Annotated in this window: 15 protein-coding genes; 4 read left to right on the forward strand and 11 right to left on the reverse strand. The window is 63.6% G+C overall.

Annotation, left to right across the window (positions count from 1 at the left end; genetic code table 11):
• Nucleotides 1-80: 80 nt before the first annotated feature.
• Complete coding sequence (locus ACFFFR_RS10310; protein WP_377460185.1) at nucleotides 81-1,343, reverse strand: DUF222 domain-containing protein; 1,263 nt, start codon at nucleotides 1,341-1,343, stop codon at nucleotides 81-83.
• Between the two features lie 275 nt (nucleotides 1,344-1,618).
• Here ACFFFR_RS10310 and ACFFFR_RS10315 point away from each other — a divergent pair, with 275 nt between their 5' ends.
• On the forward strand, nucleotides 1,619-2,236 hold the full coding sequence (locus ACFFFR_RS10315) for an SDR family NAD(P)-dependent oxidoreductase (RefSeq protein WP_377460187.1): 618 nt from the start codon (nucleotides 1,619-1,621) through the stop codon (nucleotides 2,234-2,236).
• Between the two features lie 53 nt (nucleotides 2,237-2,289).
• On the opposite strand, the gene ACFFFR_RS10320 is transcribed toward ACFFFR_RS10315, so the two are convergent.
• The 4 genes from ACFFFR_RS10320 to ACFFFR_RS10335 form a co-directional block, all read right to left on the reverse strand.
• Nucleotides 2,290-2,991: a class I SAM-dependent methyltransferase gene (locus ACFFFR_RS10320; protein WP_377460188.1), complete on the reverse strand. Its 702-nt coding sequence runs from the start codon at nucleotides 2,989-2,991 to the stop codon at nucleotides 2,290-2,292.
• 185 nt (nucleotides 2,992-3,176) lie between these two features.
• Nucleotides 3,177-4,391, reverse strand: a complete 1,215-nt coding sequence (locus tag ACFFFR_RS10325; protein ID WP_377460190.1) for an FAD-dependent oxidoreductase — start codon at nucleotides 4,389-4,391, stop codon at nucleotides 3,177-3,179.
• Nucleotides 4,392-4,424: 33 nt separating this feature from the next.
• Entirely contained in the window at nucleotides 4,425-4,757 is a 333-nt protein-coding gene (locus ACFFFR_RS10330; RefSeq protein WP_377460192.1) for a cupin domain-containing protein, read from the reverse strand.
• A 250-nt stretch (nucleotides 4,758-5,007) separates the two neighbouring features.
• Entirely contained in the window at nucleotides 5,008-6,879 is a 1,872-nt protein-coding gene (locus tag ACFFFR_RS10335; protein WP_377460194.1) for a calcineurin-like phosphoesterase C-terminal domain-containing protein, read from the reverse strand.
• A gap of 362 nt (nucleotides 6,880-7,241) precedes the next feature.
• On the opposite strand from ACFFFR_RS10335, the gene ACFFFR_RS10340 reads away from it, so the two are divergent.
• Both ACFFFR_RS10340 and ACFFFR_RS10345 read left to right on the forward strand, forming a co-directional pair.
• Nucleotides 7,242-7,619, forward strand: a complete 378-nt coding sequence (locus tag ACFFFR_RS10340) for an ArsR/SmtB family transcription factor (protein WP_377460195.1) — start codon at nucleotides 7,242-7,244, stop codon at nucleotides 7,617-7,619.
• A gap of 2 nt (nucleotides 7,620-7,621) precedes the next feature.
• Complete coding sequence (locus tag ACFFFR_RS10345; RefSeq protein ID WP_377460196.1) at nucleotides 7,622-8,566, forward strand: cation diffusion facilitator family transporter; 945 nt, start codon at nucleotides 7,622-7,624, stop codon at nucleotides 8,564-8,566.
• Between the two features lie 9 nt (nucleotides 8,567-8,575).
• Here the strand turns inward: ACFFFR_RS10345 and aqpZ are convergent, their stop codons facing one another.
• The 4 genes from aqpZ to betT all read right to left on the reverse strand — a co-directional run bounded on the left by aqpZ (nucleotide 8,576) and on the right by betT (nucleotide 14,798).
• A complete protein-coding gene (gene aqpZ, locus ACFFFR_RS10350) occupies nucleotides 8,576-9,358 on the reverse strand; it encodes an aquaporin Z (RefSeq protein ID WP_377460198.1) in 783 nt (260 codons plus the stop codon).
• Between the two features lie 181 nt (nucleotides 9,359-9,539).
• Nucleotides 9,540-11,117, reverse strand: coding sequence for a GMC family oxidoreductase (locus ACFFFR_RS10355; RefSeq protein ID WP_377460200.1), 1,578 nt, complete (start codon nucleotides 11,115-11,117; stop codon nucleotides 9,540-9,542).
• Nucleotides 11,118-11,153: 36 nt separating this feature from the next.
• A complete protein-coding gene (locus ACFFFR_RS10360) occupies nucleotides 11,154-12,686 on the reverse strand; it encodes an aldehyde dehydrogenase family protein (RefSeq protein ID WP_377460202.1) in 1,533 nt (510 codons plus the stop codon).
• 51 nt (nucleotides 12,687-12,737) lie between these two features.
• A complete protein-coding gene (gene betT, locus ACFFFR_RS10365) occupies nucleotides 12,738-14,798 on the reverse strand; it encodes a choline BCCT transporter BetT (protein ID WP_377460738.1) in 2,061 nt (686 codons plus the stop codon).
• Between the two features lie 317 nt (nucleotides 14,799-15,115).
• Here betT and ACFFFR_RS10370 point away from each other — a divergent pair, with 317 nt between their 5' ends.
• Entirely contained in the window at nucleotides 15,116-15,919 is an 804-nt protein-coding gene (locus ACFFFR_RS10370) for an IclR family transcriptional regulator (protein WP_377460203.1), read from the forward strand.
• On the opposite strand, the gene ACFFFR_RS10375 is transcribed toward ACFFFR_RS10370, so the two are convergent.
• Complete coding sequence (locus ACFFFR_RS10375; protein ID WP_377460205.1) at nucleotides 15,880-17,157, reverse strand: aromatic ring-hydroxylating oxygenase subunit alpha; 1,278 nt, start codon at nucleotides 17,155-17,157, stop codon at nucleotides 15,880-15,882. The genes ACFFFR_RS10370 and ACFFFR_RS10375 overlap by 40 nt on opposite strands.
• Nucleotides 17,154-19,772: a GcvT family protein gene (locus ACFFFR_RS10380; RefSeq protein WP_377460206.1), complete on the reverse strand. Its 2,619-nt coding sequence runs from the start codon at nucleotides 19,770-19,772 to the stop codon at nucleotides 17,154-17,156. The genes ACFFFR_RS10375 and ACFFFR_RS10380 overlap by 4 nt, the downstream gene beginning before the upstream one ends.
• Nucleotides 19,773-19,780: the final 8 nt, after the last annotated feature.

Genomic DNA, 19,780 nt, shown 5'->3' on the forward strand with positions numbered 1-19,780 from the left:
ATGTGTTGTTTCAGCACTTCCATCTTCGAAAGACCTCGACACTTTTTATGCCTTCAACACACCCCGATCACAAAACCGATCTACACCCAAAATTCCGAAGAGCCGATTAATTCTGCCGAAGCTTTCGTTCCAGGTTGAACGCTGGAACCAACGATCTTCACGCTAGCCCCGGCCTCAAGGACGCCGGGTGGATGCGTGGTTTCTCGTTCCGCCGGTGGGGTTTGATAGAAAACTCTGTTGCGTTCGGCTTGCGCCCAGAGATCCGGGTAGTGCTGTCTGAGAAAGCCCATCCGGTCTGGATCTACGGTGCCACCAAGGTTCACGAGCTCAGAAAGTGTTGCCAGCACCATCACGGTGACCCCGGAAGTGGAGTTGCCCGGTGATACCCCGTTTGCCGGAGTGGCGGATAGCTCCAAGCCCGGCAGAGACGCTTGTGAATGAGGTTTCGGCTCCCGGGAGCCCGAGGACGCTGGCGCAGCACCGGAACCGTTGGCGGGGCTGCGGGTTTGGGCAAGGGCGTCCACGAGGAGGTCAGCTTCCAATTGAGTCCGAGTGCGGCCAGCTGCGGATCCGTCGGCTGCGGATCCGTCGGCTGCGAGCTGCTGTGCTGCGGCAGCGAGAGCCTGCTGGATCTTAGTGCCATCATCGGCGCTGATGCGAGCGAAAAGATGGGCCATACCGTCCGGGGCTGGTGTGATCCGGACATGCCGGGTCTGGTTGGCTGCCCGATGACGTTGCTGCGCCGACTCAGGGTGGTGCCGGTGCCGTAGCTGCTCGGCCTCGTGCTGAATATCAGGCAGATCTTTCTTACTGCCGGCAAGCTTGGTCAGGCCTTCGCCGAGGGCGTTCTTGGCCTCTTCCGTTGCCCGCGTGGCAGCTTCGAACTCGCCAGGCTGCCATTGGTCGCCGTCAGGTTTTTGGGTTTTCTTTGGCGGCCGAATGGTCCGGAGCTTTTGCGCCATGAGCGTTGCCTCGGCGACGGTGGTCTTGCCCTGCTCGAGTAAATCCAGGAGTTCGGGTGCGTGCTGATGCAGGTTTGCGCTGTGCAAGAGGAGTTCGCTGGCCTGCGATTTAGTCAGTGTGGAGCCCTGCAACAGGGATGTTTCAACTTTTCGACGGAAGACCGCGTTGTTCGCCTCCAAGTAGGCCACGGTCAACTGGTCGGACGTGAAATTCTCGGAATCTTCCTGTGCAATGGCCACCATTTTGCGGTGCACGCGACGGATCCGCTGGGCATACAGGAATCCCGCTAAGTGGTCCTCTGCTTCCAGCACCCAAGGAGAGTCGGCAGCGGAAATCTCGGCGGCATCGTTGATAGCTGCGAGCCATGTTTGCGGATCCATGCTGACCTCCTCCTCGCCTTGGTGAACCGTTATCAGGGGTGACGGTGTCCGGTTCTAGGCAGCAGCGTAGGCTGAACAGTTGCTCTGCCGCTGTGCTTGCCTCTATTGCTGATCAGCTGTTTTGCTCCAGTGGGAGCCTGTGGAGGGACGACCGGCCGAAGTGTCCCCGAGCCCGTTTTCCTTGTCCCTGACGGCGAACTGCGACAGCATAGAAGCAAGAGTTCTAGCGGTGCGAGCGCACGGTGCTGTGCGTTGGCGATGAAACGAGGTACCTCATGTCCAAAGCAGCCGAAGCCGTCGTGGTGCTAGGGGGAACGGGCGCCCTCGGCGGTGTGGTCGTTCCCGCGCTCGCAGAGGCCGGTTATCACGTGTTGGTGCACACTCGTCGCCCGGTGGCAGGAGAGCGCTACGAGTTCCCGAACATTTCCATTCATGAGGGAGATCTTGACGATGCCGCCTTCGTTCAGGGACTTGTAGATTCTGCCGAAGAACACGCCCAGCGACTTTCCGGTGCGGTTTTCATCAACGGTGCCTACAGCAAGGACGAGGGCATCGGCGAGGCGGGCTTCACCGACAAGTTTCAGTCCCTGTTTGAGGCCAACGTCTATCCGGTGACCCGCATGCTGGAAGTGTTGGGCCCGTACTGGCGGAAGAACCCGGGCGGACGAGTGGTGTTGACCAGTGCGGCAGCCGCAGACAAACCGTTCCGGAAAGGTGGTGCCTACTCCATGGCGAAACATGTGGTGGCCGATCTTGGCCGCCAGCTGGATCTGGAGTTTGAGCCCCAGGAGCTCCAAACGCTGGTGTTGGCGCCGCGCAGCATCGGTGAGCGGATTGGTGAGAATACGCCGGCGGAGCTGACCGAAGAGATTCTTGGCTTTTTAAAGTCCTAGTGTGACGCAGAGACTTCTTGCAAGATACACGCTGTTTACAGTTAGGAAGAGGGCTACTTCCGCCAGTGGTGCAGCAGGTAGCCGTAGCTGAGATGGGTTCGGTCCGGGTGGGCGGTGAGCCACTCATCGGCAACGTCGGCCGGGAACTCTAAGCGGAGCACGGCTTCCAAGTCGGCCCGGGAGTCGAATTGCCAGGAGCTCATGACCGGGTGGGTAGTTGCGCCTTGGCGTTGCCACCAGTCGATGGCGTAGGTGTCTTGCCCCTGCTGTTCGGCCCACGGGCTGTTGCGCAGCAGCTCCGCGAACTCGCCGTTTTGGGTGTCATTGTCGATGACGATGAGAGAGCCGCCGGTGCGCAACACCCGACGAACTTCGGCTAACCCCGCGGAGGGATCGAAGCCCGGGTGCGGGAAGAAGTAGGCGAAACGGGCATGGACGACGTCCACCGAGGCGTCCTTTAGCGGCAACTGTTCGGCAGAACCGGACAGCACGGTTGCCCCGCCCGGGCGGGAGCGGGCCAATCCGATGAGGCTGGCGTCCGGTTCCACGCCAATCACCTCGGCGGCGTCATGGTACTTGGGCAACCAGTAACCGGATCCGCACCCCAGGTCCAGCAGTGTTTTGCCCCGCCATCGGGCGAGACGTTGCAAGCGATTCCACATGATGCCATCCCGGTCGATGGCCTGGTTCTCGATCTCGTAGAGTTGCGGGTCCACGGCTTGGTTGCCGGAGGGGACGAAGTCTGCGAACTCCACGAATGCTCCTGCTCTCTTGGGTGGGATGACGTTAGCTGACTCTACGCCATCGGCGGGCTTAAAAGGTATAACCCCGGCGCGGCCAACCCGTCCAAGGGGATTGGACAGAGAAACATGGGTTGGGTGGCGCCGGGGCTATGAGGTGGTATTCAGTTATACATCAGTGGCAGCTCGAAGTAGGTGGCTTAGAGCTTGGCCCACTTTCGGTTCCACGAACCGGTCTCTGCGTACCAGTCGTAGAGGTTGTTGTGGTTGTCGGTGAACCGGTTCGGGTTCAGGTGATCGATGTTGTAGCTGGTGGATTCCTTCTCCACCAGGTCGGCCACGATCTCACCCATGACCGGGGAGACCATGAAGCCGTAGCCGGAGAACCCGGTGGCCAGAATGACGCGACCGGACGGGCCGTAATTACCGACGAGGGCCTCGTAGTCAACGGTCCAACCATCGACGAGTTTCACCGAGCGGATCGGGGCGTTCTGCAGGCCGACGAAGCGTTCGGAGGCCATCATGCGGATGCCGTCTAGGTCCTCGGGGAGAACTTTGAAATCGGTTTGGTCGATCTCGTCCACCAGACCCCAGTTGAAGTCGCCACCGATCTTGACGTACGGGCGGTCCAGCGATGGGGCCCCGTAGATCATCTCGCCGCGACGGTGCGGGATGGAGCCGTGGAAGGCCGGGAAGTCAGGGGAGGAGTAGGCTTCCATGTACTCCGGCTCTGGAGCGAACCAGCCCATCACGAGGCGACGGACGCGGATTGGCAGGTGCGGCAGCAGTTCGGCGATGTAGGCACCGGGAGTGACGACCAGTTTTTCGACGACGTATTCCTTGTCCCGGGTAAAGACACGGACCTTGTCCGGGTCAATGGCCCAGCCGTGAACCTTGGTGCCGGTGACGATTTGGGCGCCGTTCTTGATGGCCCCGTTGACCGCGGTGGTCACGGCCATCTCCGAGCGGACGGCACCGCCCTGTTCATCGAAGACACCTAGGCCGTCATCCTTGGTGTTGAACAGCGGGTACTTCTTGCGCATGGCCTCGGCGTCGAGGACGTTGCGGTCGTGACCGTCCCGAATGCGGGCGTTCTCGGCGACGACTTGGAACTCGTCATCGGTGGCGGAGCCAAAGCAGAGCACGCCGGACTCAATCAGGCAGTTGGATTTGGTTTCCTTCTGAAACTTCTTCCATGCAGGCATGATGTTTTCGAGGATTTCGTGATCGGCCGAGCCCTGCGGGGTGAACGGCAGCGGGTGCAGCAGACGGTGTTCGCCGGCGTGCCCGGAGCGCTCATTGGGGGTCCAGTGCTGTTCAAAGCCGATGACCTTGATGCCGCGCTTGGCCATTTGATACATGGCTTGGGCGCCGTTAGCGCCGAGGCCGATGACAGCTACCTGTGCGTCAAACATGAGTGTTGCCTTTCAGTAAAACGTGCCGGATGCTTAGTCAGCCAAGACGGAGAGCTTGGTGAACGGGAAGGTGAAGGTCCAGGTGGAGTTCAGCCCCTTGTCGAAGGACGCGACGTCGCCTTCCTTCAGGGAGATGGTTTCGCCACCTTCGATCTCGATCTGCACGGCCCCTTCAAGGACGTGGATGATTTCTTCACGCAGGAATGGGTAGGGGGCCACCTGTGGCATGTTGGATTCGTTGGCGCGCCAGAAGGAGACACGGTCTTCCTTGATCCACGCGAACTCACCGGCGGACAGGGACGGGTCGGCCGGGTGCGGGAAAGGCTGGAACTGGGCGGAATCGAGGTTACCGACGTAGTGCTTCATGGTGTTTCTCCTAAAACATGGGCTGTAGTGGTGTTCGGTGTCTTGATGTCTTCAAGTGTGGCTTAGCGCACAGCGCAGAAGCTTTAACGTGCGTGCATGAGGTTTGTCTACAAGTGGCGAAAATAAGGTGCCTGGTGTGACGAGGCGGGCATGACGAAGACCGCCGCCGCACCCCGGATACCGAGCGACCGGGATGCTGCGACGGTCAACGATGCTGCCCAGCACTGCAGGTGAGGGCAGGCTGAACTATTTATTTGGTGACGGTGAACTCGATGGTTTCCGTGAAGGTGCGGCCGTGGACGTCTGTTGCCGTGACCGTGGCCGTGTGCTGGCCAGCCTTCAGCTTGTGCGGCAGCGGAGAACGCCACAGGTGCATGGAGCGATCGGCGAGGGAACCACCGTGTTCGATTTGCTGGATGGCTGCCGCCGGATCGGAGTATTCGGCACCCACCTTGACGGTTTCACCCCGCATCGGCTGGGTGCGTTCGGCCTCAACAGCAGGTGCGCCGTCAATGGACACGCGCACGGAAGCGCCGCTGGAGCCCATCCAGAAGTTCGTGGTCAACCACGAGTCTTTGAGTTCGCTGCGGGTCACCGACATGGGTTCGCTATAGCTGTGCCCCTTGCCGCGAGCGTTCTTGAATTCCTCGAAGAAGTTCCGGTAGCGCGGAGTGTTCAGTCCGAGGGACATCTGTTGATCGGCGGATTCACCGCGTACCGTGAAGCGTTCGGTGAGGGAGTTCTTGTTGAATTCCAGTGTCAGGATGCCCGGGTATGCGCCGTCGCGTTGAACAGCAGAGGGCACCCCATTCGCGTTGAGCTTGCCCTTGTACCAGTCACCCGAGATGGCTCCTACCGTCAGGTGGGTGAACGGGAGCTTGTCCACGCCCATGACCGATGACCACTCGGTGAGGGAATCCCCAGCGCGCAAGTTCTCCAAGGAGTGCGTGTGCCCGCCAAGGCTGACGACTTTGCGTCCTAGTAGCAAGGAGTAGATCTTCTTGACTTGGTCGATCTGGTGCTTGGTAGAACCGGCGTCGGCGAAATCAAGTAGTGGGACGTGCCCGGCGAGGACGATGGTCTTTGATTTAGGTACGCGGGCTAGGTCTCGTGCCAGCCAGCGTAGCTGGTCTTCGTCGATGGAGGCGTTGTAACCGGAAGCGCCGGCCAGCGGATAGTCCACGGTCTCCAGCGCGATCACGTGGGCTTTGCCGGAATCGTAGGAGTAGTAGGTGGGGCCAAACTGATTCCGGTAGGTGTCGTAGGCGTGGTCCCGGCTCGGGGCATCAAAGTCCATGTCATGGTTGCCCGGCATCAGCCATGCGGGACCATTCAGGCGGGCGGTCATCGTGCGGATGTCCGGGTACAGGGAAAGGTCATCGCCGACGATGTCGCCCACGAAGATGACGCCGCAGCCGGCGTAGTCGTCACGGTTGGCCAGATCCTTGATGCCGCCGGCGTGTGCGTACTCAACTTCTTTCTTGTTGTAGGTCTGCACATCTCCGGCCACCACGCAGTTCTGCCGGTCCTGATTGGTGAGTCGGTCTTTGGCCAGTGGGAAGTTTACCTGTTTCGGGATTCCACCGGTCGGCTCGATTCCGCCGTATTTCAGCGTCGGGGAGCCCTCGGGTAGGTGGGTGTAGGAGAACTGGGGGATGTTATCCTCGTCGACCGGCACGCGGTAACCGGCTGGCTGAGTGACGAAGACGTTCATGTTGTCCCGGACGGGCAGCTTGTAGTTGCCTTTCTTGTCCGTGGTGGTGACGTCGAGTCCGTTAGAGACGGTGACGCCGGCTAGTCCCCGTTCCTTCTTGTCCTGGCGGGAGTTTTGGTTACGGTCCACGAAAACCGTGCCGCGGACAAACTTCCGGTTGTTCTTTTCCGGGCCCGGCACTACGTGGACGGAGCCACGATAGGCGTTCTCTTGCCAGTCTGCTCCGGTCCCGGGTGCGAACGGGGTGAGGGCAGTGGTGCTGCCAGTGACGGACGCGGAGCTCAGGGCTGAGGGTGTGGCGGGTGCGCTGGCCGTGCTGGCGGTTGGTGCAGCTGGTGCGGCCGTTGCAGCTAGGCCAAGTAATACTGCGGTTGCGAACGCAGACTTCAGGCTTTTCTGGGGGATCATGGTGTCTCTTTCTTAAAGGAGGGGGTGAAAGGGTGACCCTTCATACTTTCGGCGCTGAGTTTTAACGTGGTGGCGCACGGAGGAAAAACTTTGGCGGCGGGTATTTGAACGGCTCAGCCACTTGTTGTCCGACGTGCTCTAGTGGTGTGGCCGCGCGGCGAGAGCACTTCGGATTGAAGTCTTTGTAAGCATCAGAGCCCCGGAATGACGCGGAATATGGCTTCCGGCGAGGTGACGAAAACGACGGTTGCGTGAACCTGAGGTGACCGGGGACACTACCTTTCATTCAGCTTGAGAGGTATCATCGCTAGTGAGAGATGTATTGCTGGTGAAAAGAATTTATTCGTGAGGAGACCGAGGCGATGACAGTCAAAGCTGCGGTGGCGGTGGGCGAGCTCGACGAGGCCGCGACTGCCGTGTATGCCCACCTGTTTCAGGCGATGGCGGATCCATCGCGGCTGGCCGTGCTGCAGCATCTGGCCTATGGTCCGCATCGGGTGTGTGATTTGGTGGAGCATCTGGACATCAGCCAGTCGACGGTGAGCAAGCATCTGAAGTTTTTGCTCGAGTGTGAGCTGGTTCGGCTGCGTCCGCAGGGGCGGTCTTCCTGGTATTCGTTGGCACACCCGGTGTTGCTGGCGGATGTGATCAATGCCGCCGGAGCCTTGCTTCAGGCGACCGGCAAGGACGAGCAGCTGTGCGAGCACTTGCGTGCCCCGAACGCAGTGCAGAAGGAGTAGTTGTGGGCGCGCATCATCACCATCACGGTCCGTCCGTGGAAGAACTCAGTGGCCCGGGAGATCACCGACGCACGTTGTGGATCGTGTTCGGTTTGACCGTGGTCATCGTCCTCGCGCAAGCCATTGGTGCGGTGGTCACCGGTTCATTGGCGCTGTTGACGGATACGGCGCATGCGATCACGGATGCGACGGGGCTGTTGGTGGCGTTGATTGCCGCGACGTTGATGTTGCGGCCGGCGGATTCGAAGCGGACGTGGGGGTTCCGCCGCATCGAGGTGTTGGCGGCCTTGGGCCAGTCGGTCCTGCTGCTGGCGGTGGGTTTGTATGCCGCGTTCGAGGGCGTCCGCCGACTGTTTTCCCCACCGGAGGTGCCGGCCACAGAACTGCTGATCTTCGGTGTGGTTGGTCTGGCGGCGAACCTGATTGCGTTGGCGATTCTGGCGCGTAAGCGCAGCGTGAACTTCAATATGCGCGCAGCGTTTTTGGAGGTCTTGAATGATGCGTTGGGTTCGGTTGGGGTGATCGCGGCGGCCGTCGTCATCGGGACCACCGGTTTCCAGCGGGCGGACGCGATTGCCGGTCTGCTGATCGCCGGGTTGATGGTACCGCGTGCTTTCCGGCTGATGGTGGCCACGGGCAGGGTGCTCATGGAGTTCGTGCCGGAGGGCCTGGACTTGGATGAGGTGCGGGAGCACATCCTCTCGGTCGAGCATGTGCGTGAGGTGCACGATTTGCATGCCAGCACGGTGGCCACCGGGTTGCCGACGTTGACGGCGCACGTGGTGTTGGACGAGGAGTGCTTTACCGACGGGCACGCCCTCGAGGTCCTAGAAAAGGTGCGCGAGTGCGTGGCCGAGCACTTTGAGGTGTCCATCCAGCATTCCACCATTCAGGTGGAGCCGGCGTATCTGTGCGCGAACGAGCCGGATTCGATTCGGCATGCCTAGGGTCAGACGTTACTCGAAGTCGTTGACGCGTTCGGGTGCGTTGGCGATTTGTTCCTTGGCGGCGGGCTCAAAGAATTTGTAGGCCAGACCCGCGAGGGCGGCCCCGAGCAGGGGTGCGACGAAGAACATCCACACCTGTCCGATGGCCTCCGGTCCGGCGAACAACGCGGTGCCGAGGGAGCGGGCCGGGTTGACCGAGGTGTTGGAGATCGGGATCGAGATCAGGTGGATCAGGGTCAGGGAGAGGCCGATGGCTAGCGGCGCGAAGCCGATCGGTGCGCGGCGGTCCGTGGAACCGAGGATGACGATTAGGAAGATGAAGGTTAGCAGGGCCTCGGCGACGAACACCGAAAGCATGGAGTAGCCGGCGGGGGAACGGTCGCCGTAACCGTTGGAAGCGAAGCCGGACTCGACCGGGTCAAAACCGTCCTTGCCGGAGGCGACCAGCAGCAAGACGGCACCGGCGACGATACCGGCGATCAGCTGGGTGACCCAGTAGGCTGCGGCCTCTTTCCAGCTGATGCGTTTGGCGACGGCGACTCCGAGGGTGACCGCCGGATTGAAGTGTCCACCGGAAATGTGGCCGACGGCGTACGCCATCGTCACCACGGTCAGGCCGAACGCTAGCGCGACGCCCAGAAAACCGATGCCGAGTTGGGTGCCGTCGTCGTTCAACACGAGCGCGGCGTAGAGGGCGGAGCCAGCGCCACCGAAGACCAAGAAGAAGGTGCCGATGAACTCGGCGCCGAGGGCTTGGGTGAGGCGGGGTTTGAGGTCTGCGGTCTCAGCCATGACAAGTTCCTAGGGGTGCGTGCGAATAGGGAACGTGCCTTTAGTCTACGCCGCAAACTTTGGGAACATTCGATGGGTTTGCTCACACTGCCTGCTGGCCGGGGCAGGGACGCCGATGGCGGCCAGCCACGTGGTGTGGTCGGCCGCCATCGGGCGTTTGTTGAGTTCCGTGCGGGGCGGGTTAGTTGTTGTCCGCCTTGATCATCTCCGCGCACTTCTCACCCATCATCATCACGGTGATGTTGGGGTTGACGGTCACGATCTCCGGCATGGCTGAGGCGTCCGCGACGCGCAGCCGGTTCACGCCTTTGACGCGCAGCTGTGGATCCAGTGGGGTCAGCGGGTCCGAGGCCGGGCCCATCGCGACGGTGCCGACCGGGTGGTAGACCGTGTTGTGGGTCTTGGTGATGTAGGCCTCTAGCTGCTCATCGGTCTGGGCCTCGATGCCGGGGGCCAGTTCTTCCCCGGCCCATTCGGCCATGGCGGGTTGGGCCATGATGTCCCGGGCCTTGCGGATGCCGGCGATCATCACGCGCATGTCATGGCCCTCTGGGTCCGTGAAGTAGCGTGGATCAACCGCTGGTTTGTCCCGGTAGTCGCGGGAGCGCAGCCGGACGGTGCCCTTGGACTTGGCGTGCGTGACGTTCGGGGTCAGGCAGATCATGTCATCGGAGGTTGGGTAGCCGGCCCGGTAGGTGTGCATGTCGAAGGGTACCGAACCGTAGTGCATCATCAGGTCCGGCCGGTCCAGCCCCTCTTGGGTGGGGGTGAAGATACCGATCTCCCACCACTGGGTGGAGGTGCGCACCATAGGTTTCTTGGCCTGCCATTGGATGACGCCCTCGGGGTGGTCCTGCAGGTTTTCGCCCACGCCCGGGGAGTCAACCAGGACGTCCACGCCGTGTTCTTGCAGGTGTTCGGCCGGGCCGATGCCGGAGAGCATCAGCAGTTGCGGGGAGTTGATGGCCCCGGCGGAGACGATGACTTCCTTGGCGGCGGCGATGCGGTGCTGGCGGCCGAAGGCGTTGTTGACCACGTGTACGCCGGTGCAGTTGTTCTGCTCGTCAAATTCCAGCTTGGTGACCCAGGTGTCCGTGAGGATGGTCAGGTTTTCCCGGTCCATGATGGGGTGCAGGTAGGACACCGAGGAGGAGGACCGGGCGCCATCTTCCTTGCGGTTGATTTGGAAGAAGTTGGCGCCGTTGATGACGGTTTTGCCGCTGTTGAACTTCACCTTTGGGATGCCGGCCTGTTCACAGGCTTGGAGCAGGGCTACACCGGCAGGGTCGTCGGCGGGTACGTTCTGCAGGCGGACCGGCCCGTCGGTTCCGTGGTGTTCGCCGCCCTCGGCGTGGGCGTCCTCGTTGTTTTCCAGCTTCTTGAACAGCGGGAAGGTGTTCTCGGACTCCCAGCCCTCGGCACCGTATTTGCCGGCCCACTCGTCGAGGTCTTCCGCTGGGGCCCAGAAGGCGATGCAGGAGTTGTGGGAGGAGCAGCCGCCCAGGACCTTGGCCCGGGAGTGGCGCATGAACGAGTTGCTGTTTTCTTGCGGTTCGATGGGGTAGTCCCAGTCGTAACCGGATTCCAGTAGCTCCATCCAGCGGTCCAGCTGGAGCACGACGTCGGCGTCAACATCGGAGGCGCCGGCCTCCAGCAGCCCCACGGTGACGGAGGGGTCCTCGCTGAGCCGGGCGGCGACGACCGCGCCGGCAGAACCGCCACCGACGACGACGTAGTCAAAGGTATGAGTGGTTTCCATGCAGTTCTCCTTGTAAGTCGGGTGTTGGTCGGTGGTTTAGGCGTCTGTATTGGCGTGCTCGGCGTTGGAGTTCTCTGGACCGAACCAGCCGGTGACGGCCGGTGCGAGGTTCTGGTAGATGTGTTTGGCTTCCTGATATTCGGCCAGCCCGGTGGGGCCGAGTTCCCGGCCGATGCCGGATTGGCTGAAGCCGCCCCACTCGGCTTGCGGCAGGTAGGGGTGGAAGTCGTTGATCCAGATGGTGCCGTGGCGCAGTTTGCGCGCGATGCGCTGGGCTTTGCCGGTGTCCTTGCTCCAGACGGCGCCGGCCAGCCCGTAGATGGTGTCATTGGCGGTGGCGATCGCCTCTTCTTCGGTGCGGAAGGTCTCCACGGTGACGACCGGGCCGAAGGCTTCTTCGGTCACCACGGACATGCCGCGGGAAACCTGATCCAGAACAGTCGGCAGGTAGTAGTAGCCGGCCGAAAGCCCGGCGGCGACATCGTGGTCCGCGTCGGCGTCTTCGGCGAAGCGTCCACCGCAACGCACCCGGACGCCCTCGGCGATGCCGTCTTGGACGTACTGGTGGACTTTGTCCCGGTGCTCGGCGGAGATGAGCGGGCTGGATTCGGCGGCCGCGTCGTAGGGTCCGCCCAGCCGGATGGCTTCGGCTTTTTCAAGCAGCGCGGCGGTGAACTTCTCCGCGATGGACTCTTCCACGATGATCCGGGCACCGGCGGAGCAGACTTGGCCGGAGTGGACGAAGCCGCCGTTGACGGCATTATCTACGGCGGCGTCGAAGTCGGCGTCGGCGAAGATGATGTTCGGGTTCTTCCCGCCCAACTCTAGGGCGATCTTCTTGACGGTGTCCGCGGCGTTGGCGGCGATGATCCGCCCGGTGGTCAAACCGCCGGTGAAGGAGACCAAGTCAACGTCCGGGTGCTGGGAGAGCGGGTTACCGCAATTGGCTCCGGCGCCGGTGATCAGGTTGGCGACCCCGGCGGGCAGCCCAAGATCCTCCAGGAGCTGGATCAGCAGGATGGCGGTGTGCGGGGTCAGCTCAGCGGGCTTGAGGACGAAGGTGTTGCCGGCGGCTAGGGCCGGGGCGACTTTCCAGGCGGCCTGTAGCAGCGGGTAGTTCCACGGGGTGATGAGCCCGCAAACGCCAATGGGTTCGTGCACGATGACGGAAGCGACGTTCGGGTCCCCGGCGTCAACGACGCGGCCGGCGTCGGCATCGGCGAGCTTCCCGAAGTAGCGGAAGCAGGCGATGATGTCATCCATGTCCATGCGGGCTTCGACAATGCGCTTGCCGGTGTCCAACGCCTCGGCGCGGGCGAAGTCTTCCTTGCGCTCGGCGAGGGTGTCGGCGATCTTCAGGACAAAGTCGCCGCGTTCGGCGGCCGGGACCTCGGACCAGACACCGGAGTCGAAGGCGGCGCGGGCGGCCTGAATCGCCTCGATGGTGTCCGCCTCGGTGGCCTCCGAGACGATGCCGACCTCGGACTGGTCGGCCGGGCAGGTGATGGTGCGGGTGCCGCCGGCGGTAGCCGGGCGCCAAGCGCCGTTGATGTACAGCGTTGCTGACATGCTTAGGATGCTCCTTCAACGGGTGTTGTGGTGTGGTCGAATTGTGGTGGATTATGGCTGCTGCTGCGGGGTCGGATCATGGAAATCGTCCTTCCAATCGGTGACCCGGGTGGCCTCCTCCGCCACGGCGGCGTCGGTGCGGCCATCGGAGATGCGCAGGTATTCCAAGAGTGACTCAAAGTGGCCCAGCACATCGGCGATCAGCCGGTCAAAGCTGTAACCGTAGACGTTGTAGCCGTGCGAACCGGAGACGGTGAACACTTCCAGCCGGTAGTAGGTGCTCATGTCCATGTTCTTGCCAGTGGCAAACGTCGGGATCTCTTGGGCCACCGGGTACACCTGATAGACGAAGTCCTGCTGGTTGGCAAAGCGCACCCGCAGCAGCCAGGAGGCGATGCCGTCGATGGCGGTGTCCGTGCGCTCCACGGCGCAGTCCACCCCGGTGCCGGCCAGCTCCTTGCAGACGTCCTCCAGCGCGGGCTCGACGACGCCGTCCACGTACTTGGCGGTGTCCGCCTCATCCGGGAAGGTGGTGGCCTGTTGCAGGCGTTTGCGCCAGCTGATCTCCGTGTGGCCGAAGCGCAGCGGCATCGTCGCGGTGTAGCCCTCCTGGTGGACGGACTCGTCCTTCAGCGCGCGGAACAGCGAGACCATGACCAGATAGAGCAGGATGGACACCGGCAGGCCGATGATGACGGTGGCCTGTTGCAGCGTGGTGACCCCGCCGACCAGCAGCATGCCCAGGGTGAGCAGGCCGGTGGCCACGGCCCAGAAGACGCGCAGCCGCTTATCCGCGTCCTGCTTGGGGTCCTCAATCTTGGAGGACAGGTTGGCCAACACCAGCGCCCCGGAGTCCGCGCTGGTCACGTAGAACAGCAGGCCGGTCAGCAGGGCCAAGCCAACGACGAGCGGTGCGGCCGGGTACTGCTGCATCAGGGTGAAGAAGCCCTGCTCCGGCACGGTGATGACGGTCTGGCCGAATTCGGTGTCCCCGCCCAGCACCACGGCCAGCGCCGAGTTGCCCAGGATGGAGATGAAGATGGCGATGAACGCGAAGGGGATGACCATGACGCCGAAGATGAACTGGCGCAGGCTGCGGCCGCGGGAGATGCGGGCCAGGAACAGGCCGACGAACGGCGCCCACGCCACCCACCAGGCCCAGAAGAAGATGGTCCAGCCCTGCATCCACTCATCCGGGCGGTCCCAGGCGAAGGTCTCCATGATCATGTGCGGGAAGCGGGCGACGAAGTCACCGACGTTCATGACTAGGCCCTCGAACAGGGTGCGGGTCTCCCCGGTGATCAGGATCCACAGCAGCAGCGCGATGGCCAGCAGCACGTTCAGCTCCGAGAGCCGGCGGATGCCCTTCTCCACGCCGGTGACGGTGGAGATGGTGGCCATCAGCACCGAGAGCACGATGAGGGCGATCTGCATGGCCAGATTGTCCGGGGTGCCGAAGAGCACGTGCATGCCGTAGCTGAGCTGGACGACGCCGATGCCGAGGGTGACGGAGATGCCGAAGATGGTGCCCAGCACCGCCATGATGTCCACACCATGGCCGAGCGGGCCGTTGACCTTGTTGCCGAAAATGGGCACCAGCAGCGAGCGGATGTTCAGCGGCAGGTTGCGGCGGTAAGCGAAGTAGGCGAACGCGCCACCCATCAGGGCATACATGGCCCAGCCGACCGGGCCGTAGTGGAAGAAGGTCCACACGATGGCCTGCCGGGCGGCCTCCACCGTCGCGCCGTCGCCGGTGGGCGGGTTCATGTACTGGGAGACCGGCTCTGCGACCGCGAAGAACAGCAGATCAATGCCGATGCCGGCGGCGAACAGCATGGACGCCCAAGTGAAGAGGTTGAACTGGGGTTTGGCGTGGTCCGGGCCGAGTTTGCGTTCGCCCATCTTGGAGAAGGCGAGGTAGAGCACGAAGGTGATGACCACGGCCGCGGTGAGCACGAAGTACCAGCCGAAGGTTTCCGAGATCCAGACCAGCAGGGCCCCGATGATCTCGCCGGCGCGGTCGGGGGCCAAGATGGCCCACAGGGCGATGGCGATGATGATGGCCCCGGAGCCGATCAGCACTGGCCGGCGAATGACCGCCTTGGCCGGGATGGGCGAGGCGGGGTTGGTGGACGTTGGGTTGGGTCTGGATTGGGGTGATGAGCTGGTGTCAGGCTGTAACTTTGGTGGCCTTCCCGCGGTGGCGGCGCGCGCGAAACATCAGGGTTGGGCGCTGCGCAGTGGGCGCAAGTGTTAGGTGATCGATCGTCTCAAGGTCGGTAAAATGTCATCGGTTGAGCGGCGGTACAAAACATGCTGAGTTGATAATAGTGCAACTGAATTCGCCATTCAATACTAACGAGTAACTCCTGATTCGGCTACAGTGAAGAAAAACCACCGCTCACACCCGCGAAAAGAGGCACAGGCGCATGACCGAAGACGCTAGGAGTTCTGGCGGCGTCCAATCCGTGGATCGGGCCGCCGTCGTGCTGCAAATTCTGGCCCGTGACGGACAGGCCGGGGTCGGCGAAATCGCCGATGAGATTGGCATCCACAAATCTTCAGCCTCCCGGTTGCTGGCCGCGCTGCAGGCGCACGAGCTGGTGCAACAGGACTACGACCGCGGCAAGTACCGGCTGGGCTTTGGCATCCTGCGATTGGCCGCGTCGATTCCCGGTCAGCTGAACCTGGTGCAGGAGGGCGGTTCGGTGCTGCGGGCGCTGGCCGAGCAGGCCGGGGAGACCGTGAACTTGGCGGTGCAGCGTTCCGGCTACGCGGTGAACGTGGACCAGGCGATGGGCCCGTCGACGCTGGCCTCGCAGGATTGGGTGGGTTCCCTGACGCCGCTGCACGCCACCGCCAGCGGCAAGGTGTTGCTAGCCGGGCTGGGCTCCGATGAGCGGGGTAAGTTGCTGAAATCGACGAAGTTGGCACAGTTCACCTCCCATACGGTGACCAAGCGCTCCGAGCTGGAGCGGGAGCTGGCCGAGGTGGCCAGCAGCGGGTTTGCGTTTACGGACGAGGAATATGAGTACGGGCTGGTTGCGGTGGCGGTGCCGGTGCGCGATCACGCGGGCAAGGTCTTTGCCAGCGTGAGCATCTCCGGCCCGAAGTTCCGCTTTGCGCCCCGGGACCAGCCGCAGCTGTTGGAGCAGCTGCGTCAGGCCGGGGACGCGTTGAGCCGTCGGATGGGTTACTCCGGCGGCCCGGAGTCAGCCGTGACGGCGGACTGATCGGCGAGGTCCTGCGGGACGGCGCGCTCTGCCAACGGCGGGGTGTCCGCGGTGACGCCGAGTAATTGCACCCCGCTGGGTTGGGCGCCGCGGATGCGTTCTTCCGCCCAATCCTGGAAGGGCCGGATGTGGTGTTCGCTGGGCACCAGCACCCCGCCGCGGGTGTAGGTGCGGGAAGCCATGCCGGGCTGGCAGCGCTCGCAGGCGTCGAAGTCCTGCATGTTGACCCGGTGAAACAGTTCCACCGAGGCGGAGACGTCCTTGCCCGAGTCCACCACCGAGGGCAGGAAGAGCCAATCGCATTCGACGATGGTGTGATCGGCCGCCAGCGGGAACATCCGGTGAATGATCACGTGGTCCGGCACCAAGTTGATGAATACGTTGGGTTTGACCGTGATGGCGTAGTAGCGCCGGTCCTGTTCCTGACTGACATGGGGGATGACCTCGTGGCCGGCGGAGCCGTCGACGGTGAAGCCCTGGATGTCCTCGCCGAATTCGGCGCCGTGGCCGACGAAGTACTGGGCGGCCAGCCCGTCCGCGAACTCCTGCAGCACCTCGGTCAGCTCCGGGTGGATGGTGGCGCAGTGGTAGCACTCCATGAAGTTCTCAATGATGAGCTTCCAATTGGCCTTGACGTCGTAGCGGATGCGCTTGCCGACGGAGAGGTTGGCGATATCGTAACCATCGATCGCGGTCAGCTCGCCCAGACGCTCGCCGATGGCCCCGAGCACATCCTCCTCGAAGGAGGGCGGGTTTTCCGCCAGGCACACCCACACGTTGCCGAGGTATTCGCGGATGTGCACCGGCAACAGCCCGAACTCGGAGCGGTCGATGTCCGGCATCTTGGTCAGGTGCGGGGCGGCCACCAGCTTGCCCGTGAAGTCGTAGGTCCAGGCGTGGTAGGGGCACTGGAAGGCGCGCTTGGCCTGCCCGGATTCTTCCATGCACAGCTGCACGCCGCGGTGCCGGCAGACGTTGAAGAAGCCTTTGATCTCCCCGGTGCGGGTGCGGGTCAGCAGGATGGATTCCCGCCCGATCTGCACGGTCTTGAAGGAACCGGGTTTGGGGATGTCCGTGCCCCGGATGGCGCAGAACCACATGGTCTCCAGGATGTTCTGCTGTTCGGCGGTGAACAGGCCGGTGTCCGTGTACGCGGTGCCCGGCAGGGTGGGCAGCAGGGACGGGGTGGCCGGCATGGTCTGAGCCGGTGCGTGAGCCTGCGGTTGGGTTTGAGTCATGAGCGGACTCCTTCCGGGTGCGGAGCGGGGAAGCTGGTGGAGGATGATGTGGCGGTGGCGCTGGCGGTGGGGCGGGCGTCGTCGTCGGCGCGGATGGTGAGCATGTCCGGATCGATCAGCGGCTCGGCGACGATGCGGGCGGGCACGAGGGTGTCAAAGTAGCGGATCTGCACGGCGTCGCCGATGCCGAGTTCCGGTTCGAGCCAGGCGTAGGCCAGCGGCGCGTGCACGGTGTAGCCGTAGTCCGCGCTGGTGGTGTAGCCGACGCAGCGCCCGCCGACGAAGACGGGTTCGTGGCCCATCACCAGCTGGGCCGGGTCATCGATGAGCAGGCAGCGCAGCACCGGTTGGGCGGTAGCGGAGTCCTGCCGGCGGTGTTGCAGGGCGGTTTTGCCGATGAAGTCGGCCTTCTTGGCGGAGACGGCGAAGGCGAGCCCGGCTTGATCCGGGTCATGTTCGGTGTTCATGTCCGCGCCCCAGGAGCGGTAGCCCTTCTCCAAGCGCAACCCGTTGAAGGCGCCGCGGCCGGCGGCGATCAACCCCAGCGGTTGGCCGGCGTCCCAGAGCGTGTCCCATAGAGCTAGGCCGTGTTCGGCGTCGGCGTAGATCTCCCAGCCGAGTTCCCCCACGTAGGAGAGCCGCAGCAGCTTGACCGGGATGCCGGCGATGGTGGTGCTGGCCGCCCGGAAGTAGCCCAGGGCCGCGTTGGAGAGGTCCTGATCGGTGAGTGGGCGCAGCATTTCTCGGGCGTTGGGCCCCCACAGTCCGATGCAGCAGCGCTGGTCCGTGACATCGGTGACGGTGATCTCGGCGTCGGGGTTGGCAGCGTTGAAGGCCAATGCGCGCTCGGTCAGGTAGGCGGTGTCGATCCCGGTGTTGGCGCCGATCTGGAAGTGCTCTTCACCCCAGCGGGTGACGGTGATGTCCGAGCGGATGCGGCCGGCGTCGTTCAGCAGCAGGGTGTAGGTGACGGAGCTGAACTTGCGTTCGCCGGGTTTGTCGATGATCGAGGTGGTCAGCGACTCCAGCAGCGCCAGGCTGCCCGGTCCGGTGACTTCCAGGTGCTTCAGCGGGGTCATGTCATACATGGCCACGTTGGTGCGGGTAGCGTAGGCCTCCGCGGCGCTGATGGGGCTGGAATGCTGGGCCGCCCAGCTGTCCCGGGCCGGCGGCAGCCAGTCGGCGGGCAGCTGCTGCAGCAGGTGCTCGTTGGCCTGATACCAGTGCGGCCGCTCCCAGCCGTGGGCCTCCAAGAAGTAGGCTCCGAGCTGCTGCTGGCGGTCGAAGAAGGGTGAGGTGCGCAGGTTCCGCGGGGAGGTGCGCGGCTCCAAGGGGTGCTTGATGTCGTAGACCTCGATGAAGGATTGCGCGGCGGTTTCCGCCACGTAGTCCTCGGTGAGTTGGACCTGTTCGAAGCGGTTGATGTCCAGCTCCCGCAGATCCACGTGGCTGTACCCGTCGACGAGGAGTTCGGCCAGCGATTTGGCCACGCCGGCGGAGTGGGTGACCCAGACGGCCTCGGCGAGGTAGCAGCCCTTTAGCTGCGGGGCTTCACCGACCAGTGAGCCGCCGTCGGGGGTGAAGGAGAAGATACCGTTGAACCCGGTGGCTAGCTCCGCGGTACGCAGGGCGGGCAGCAGTTTTTGGCTCTGGGCCCATTGTGGGGCGAAGTCCGCCGGGGTGAAGGCGAGCATGGAGGGCATGTTCTCTGCGGTGACCTCGCCGTCGGGCAGTTCCGTCAGGGCGGTCGGCATGGGCCGGTGGGCGTAGGAGCCGATCCCGATGGCGTCCCCGTGCTGGCGGTAGTACAGATCCGCGTCTTGGTGGCGAATCAGCGGCAGGGTGGCGTTATTGCCGCTGCCGATGAGGTTGGCCGGCAGGGCGCTGGCGAGCTCGGTCAGCTGGGGGACAGCGGTGGTGGTGGCGTATTGGTGGGCCATCGGCACCAGCGGGATGGGCATGCCGATCATTTCTCCGAGTTCCGGGCCCCAGAAGCCGCCGCAGCAGACCACGATGTCCGCCGGGATGCGGTGCTCGCCGGCGCGGACCGCGCTGACCCGGCCGCCGCGCTCCTCGATGGCGGTGACGCGAGTGTGGGGTAGGAAGGTGGCGCCGGCATCGGTGGCGCGTTCGATGAGCAGCTCCACCGCGAGCAGGGCGGAGGCCAGGCCGTCGGAGGGCACGTGTAGGGCGCCGAGCAGCTCCGGGCCGTCCCCGTCGCCGGCCAGCAACGGGTTGAGGGTGCGGGCTTGGTCCGCGTCGATGACCTGGGCGTCGACCCCGGCCAGTGCGGCGAAGTTGGCCCGGCGGTGCAGCTCCGCCAGGCGTTCGGGTGTGGTGGCGATTTCCAGGCCGCCGACCGGGTTGAAGGCGCTGACGCCGTTGCGCGTCAGCGAGGCGAGCTTTTCTGCGGTGTAGCTGGCCAGCCGCGTCATGGTGCGGGACGGGTTGGCTTGGAAGACCAGCCCGGGTGCGTGCGAGGTGGAGCCGCCGGTCAGTGGGATGGGGCCTTGGTCGAGAACGGTGATGTTGGTCCAGCCGCGGGCGCAGAGCTCTTCGGCTAGGTTGGCGCCGACGATTCCGGCGCCAATGATGACCACGCGTGGTGTATGCATGGGGTTCC

Source organism: Micrococcoides hystricis (assembly GCF_042434215.1).
GTDB classification, from domain to species: Bacteria; Actinomycetota; Actinomycetes; order Actinomycetales; family Micrococcaceae; genus Micrococcoides; species Micrococcoides hystricis.

What these genes read in the sequence shown, in the direction of transcription:
- ACFFFR_RS10310 (WP_377460185.1), bottom strand. Translation starts at nt 1,343, where the DNA reads ATGGATCCGCAAACATGGCTCGCAGCTATCAACGATGCCGCCGAGATT.
- ACFFFR_RS10340 (WP_377460195.1), top strand. Translation starts at nt 7,242, where the DNA reads ATGACAGTCAAAGCTGCGGTGGCGGTGGGCGAGCTCGACGAGGCCGCG.
- ACFFFR_RS10325 (WP_377460190.1), bottom strand. Translation starts at nt 4,391, where the DNA reads ATGTTTGACGCACAGGTAGCTGTCATCGGCCTCGGCGCTAACGGCGCC.
- ACFFFR_RS10335 (WP_377460194.1), bottom strand. Translation starts at nt 6,879, where the DNA reads ATGATCCCCCAGAAAAGCCTGAAGTCTGCGTTCGCAACCGCAGTATTA.
- ACFFFR_RS10375 (WP_377460205.1), bottom strand. Translation starts at nt 17,157, where the DNA reads ATGACTCAAACCCAACCGCAGGCTCACGCACCGGCTCAGACCATGCCG.
- ACFFFR_RS10370 (WP_377460203.1), top strand. Translation starts at nt 15,116, where the DNA reads ATGACCGAAGACGCTAGGAGTTCTGGCGGCGTCCAATCCGTGGATCGG.
- aqpZ (WP_377460198.1), bottom strand. Translation starts at nt 9,358, where the DNA reads ATGGCTGAGACCGCAGACCTCAAACCCCGCCTCACCCAAGCCCTCGGC.
- ACFFFR_RS10355 (WP_377460200.1), bottom strand. Translation starts at nt 11,117, where the DNA reads ATGGAAACCACTCATACCTTTGACTACGTCGTCGTCGGTGGCGGTTCT.
- ACFFFR_RS10330 (WP_377460192.1), bottom strand. Translation starts at nt 4,757, where the DNA reads ATGAAGCACTACGTCGGTAACCTCGATTCCGCCCAGTTCCAGCCTTTC.
- ACFFFR_RS10315 (WP_377460187.1), top strand. Translation starts at nt 1,619, where the DNA reads ATGTCCAAAGCAGCCGAAGCCGTCGTGGTGCTAGGGGGAACGGGCGCC.
- ACFFFR_RS10360 (WP_377460202.1), bottom strand. Translation starts at nt 12,686, where the DNA reads ATGTCAGCAACGCTGTACATCAACGGCGCTTGGCGCCCGGCTACCGCC.
- ACFFFR_RS10380 (WP_377460206.1), bottom strand. Translation starts at nt 19,772, where the DNA reads ATGCATACACCACGCGTGGTCATCATTGGCGCCGGAATCGTCGGCGCC.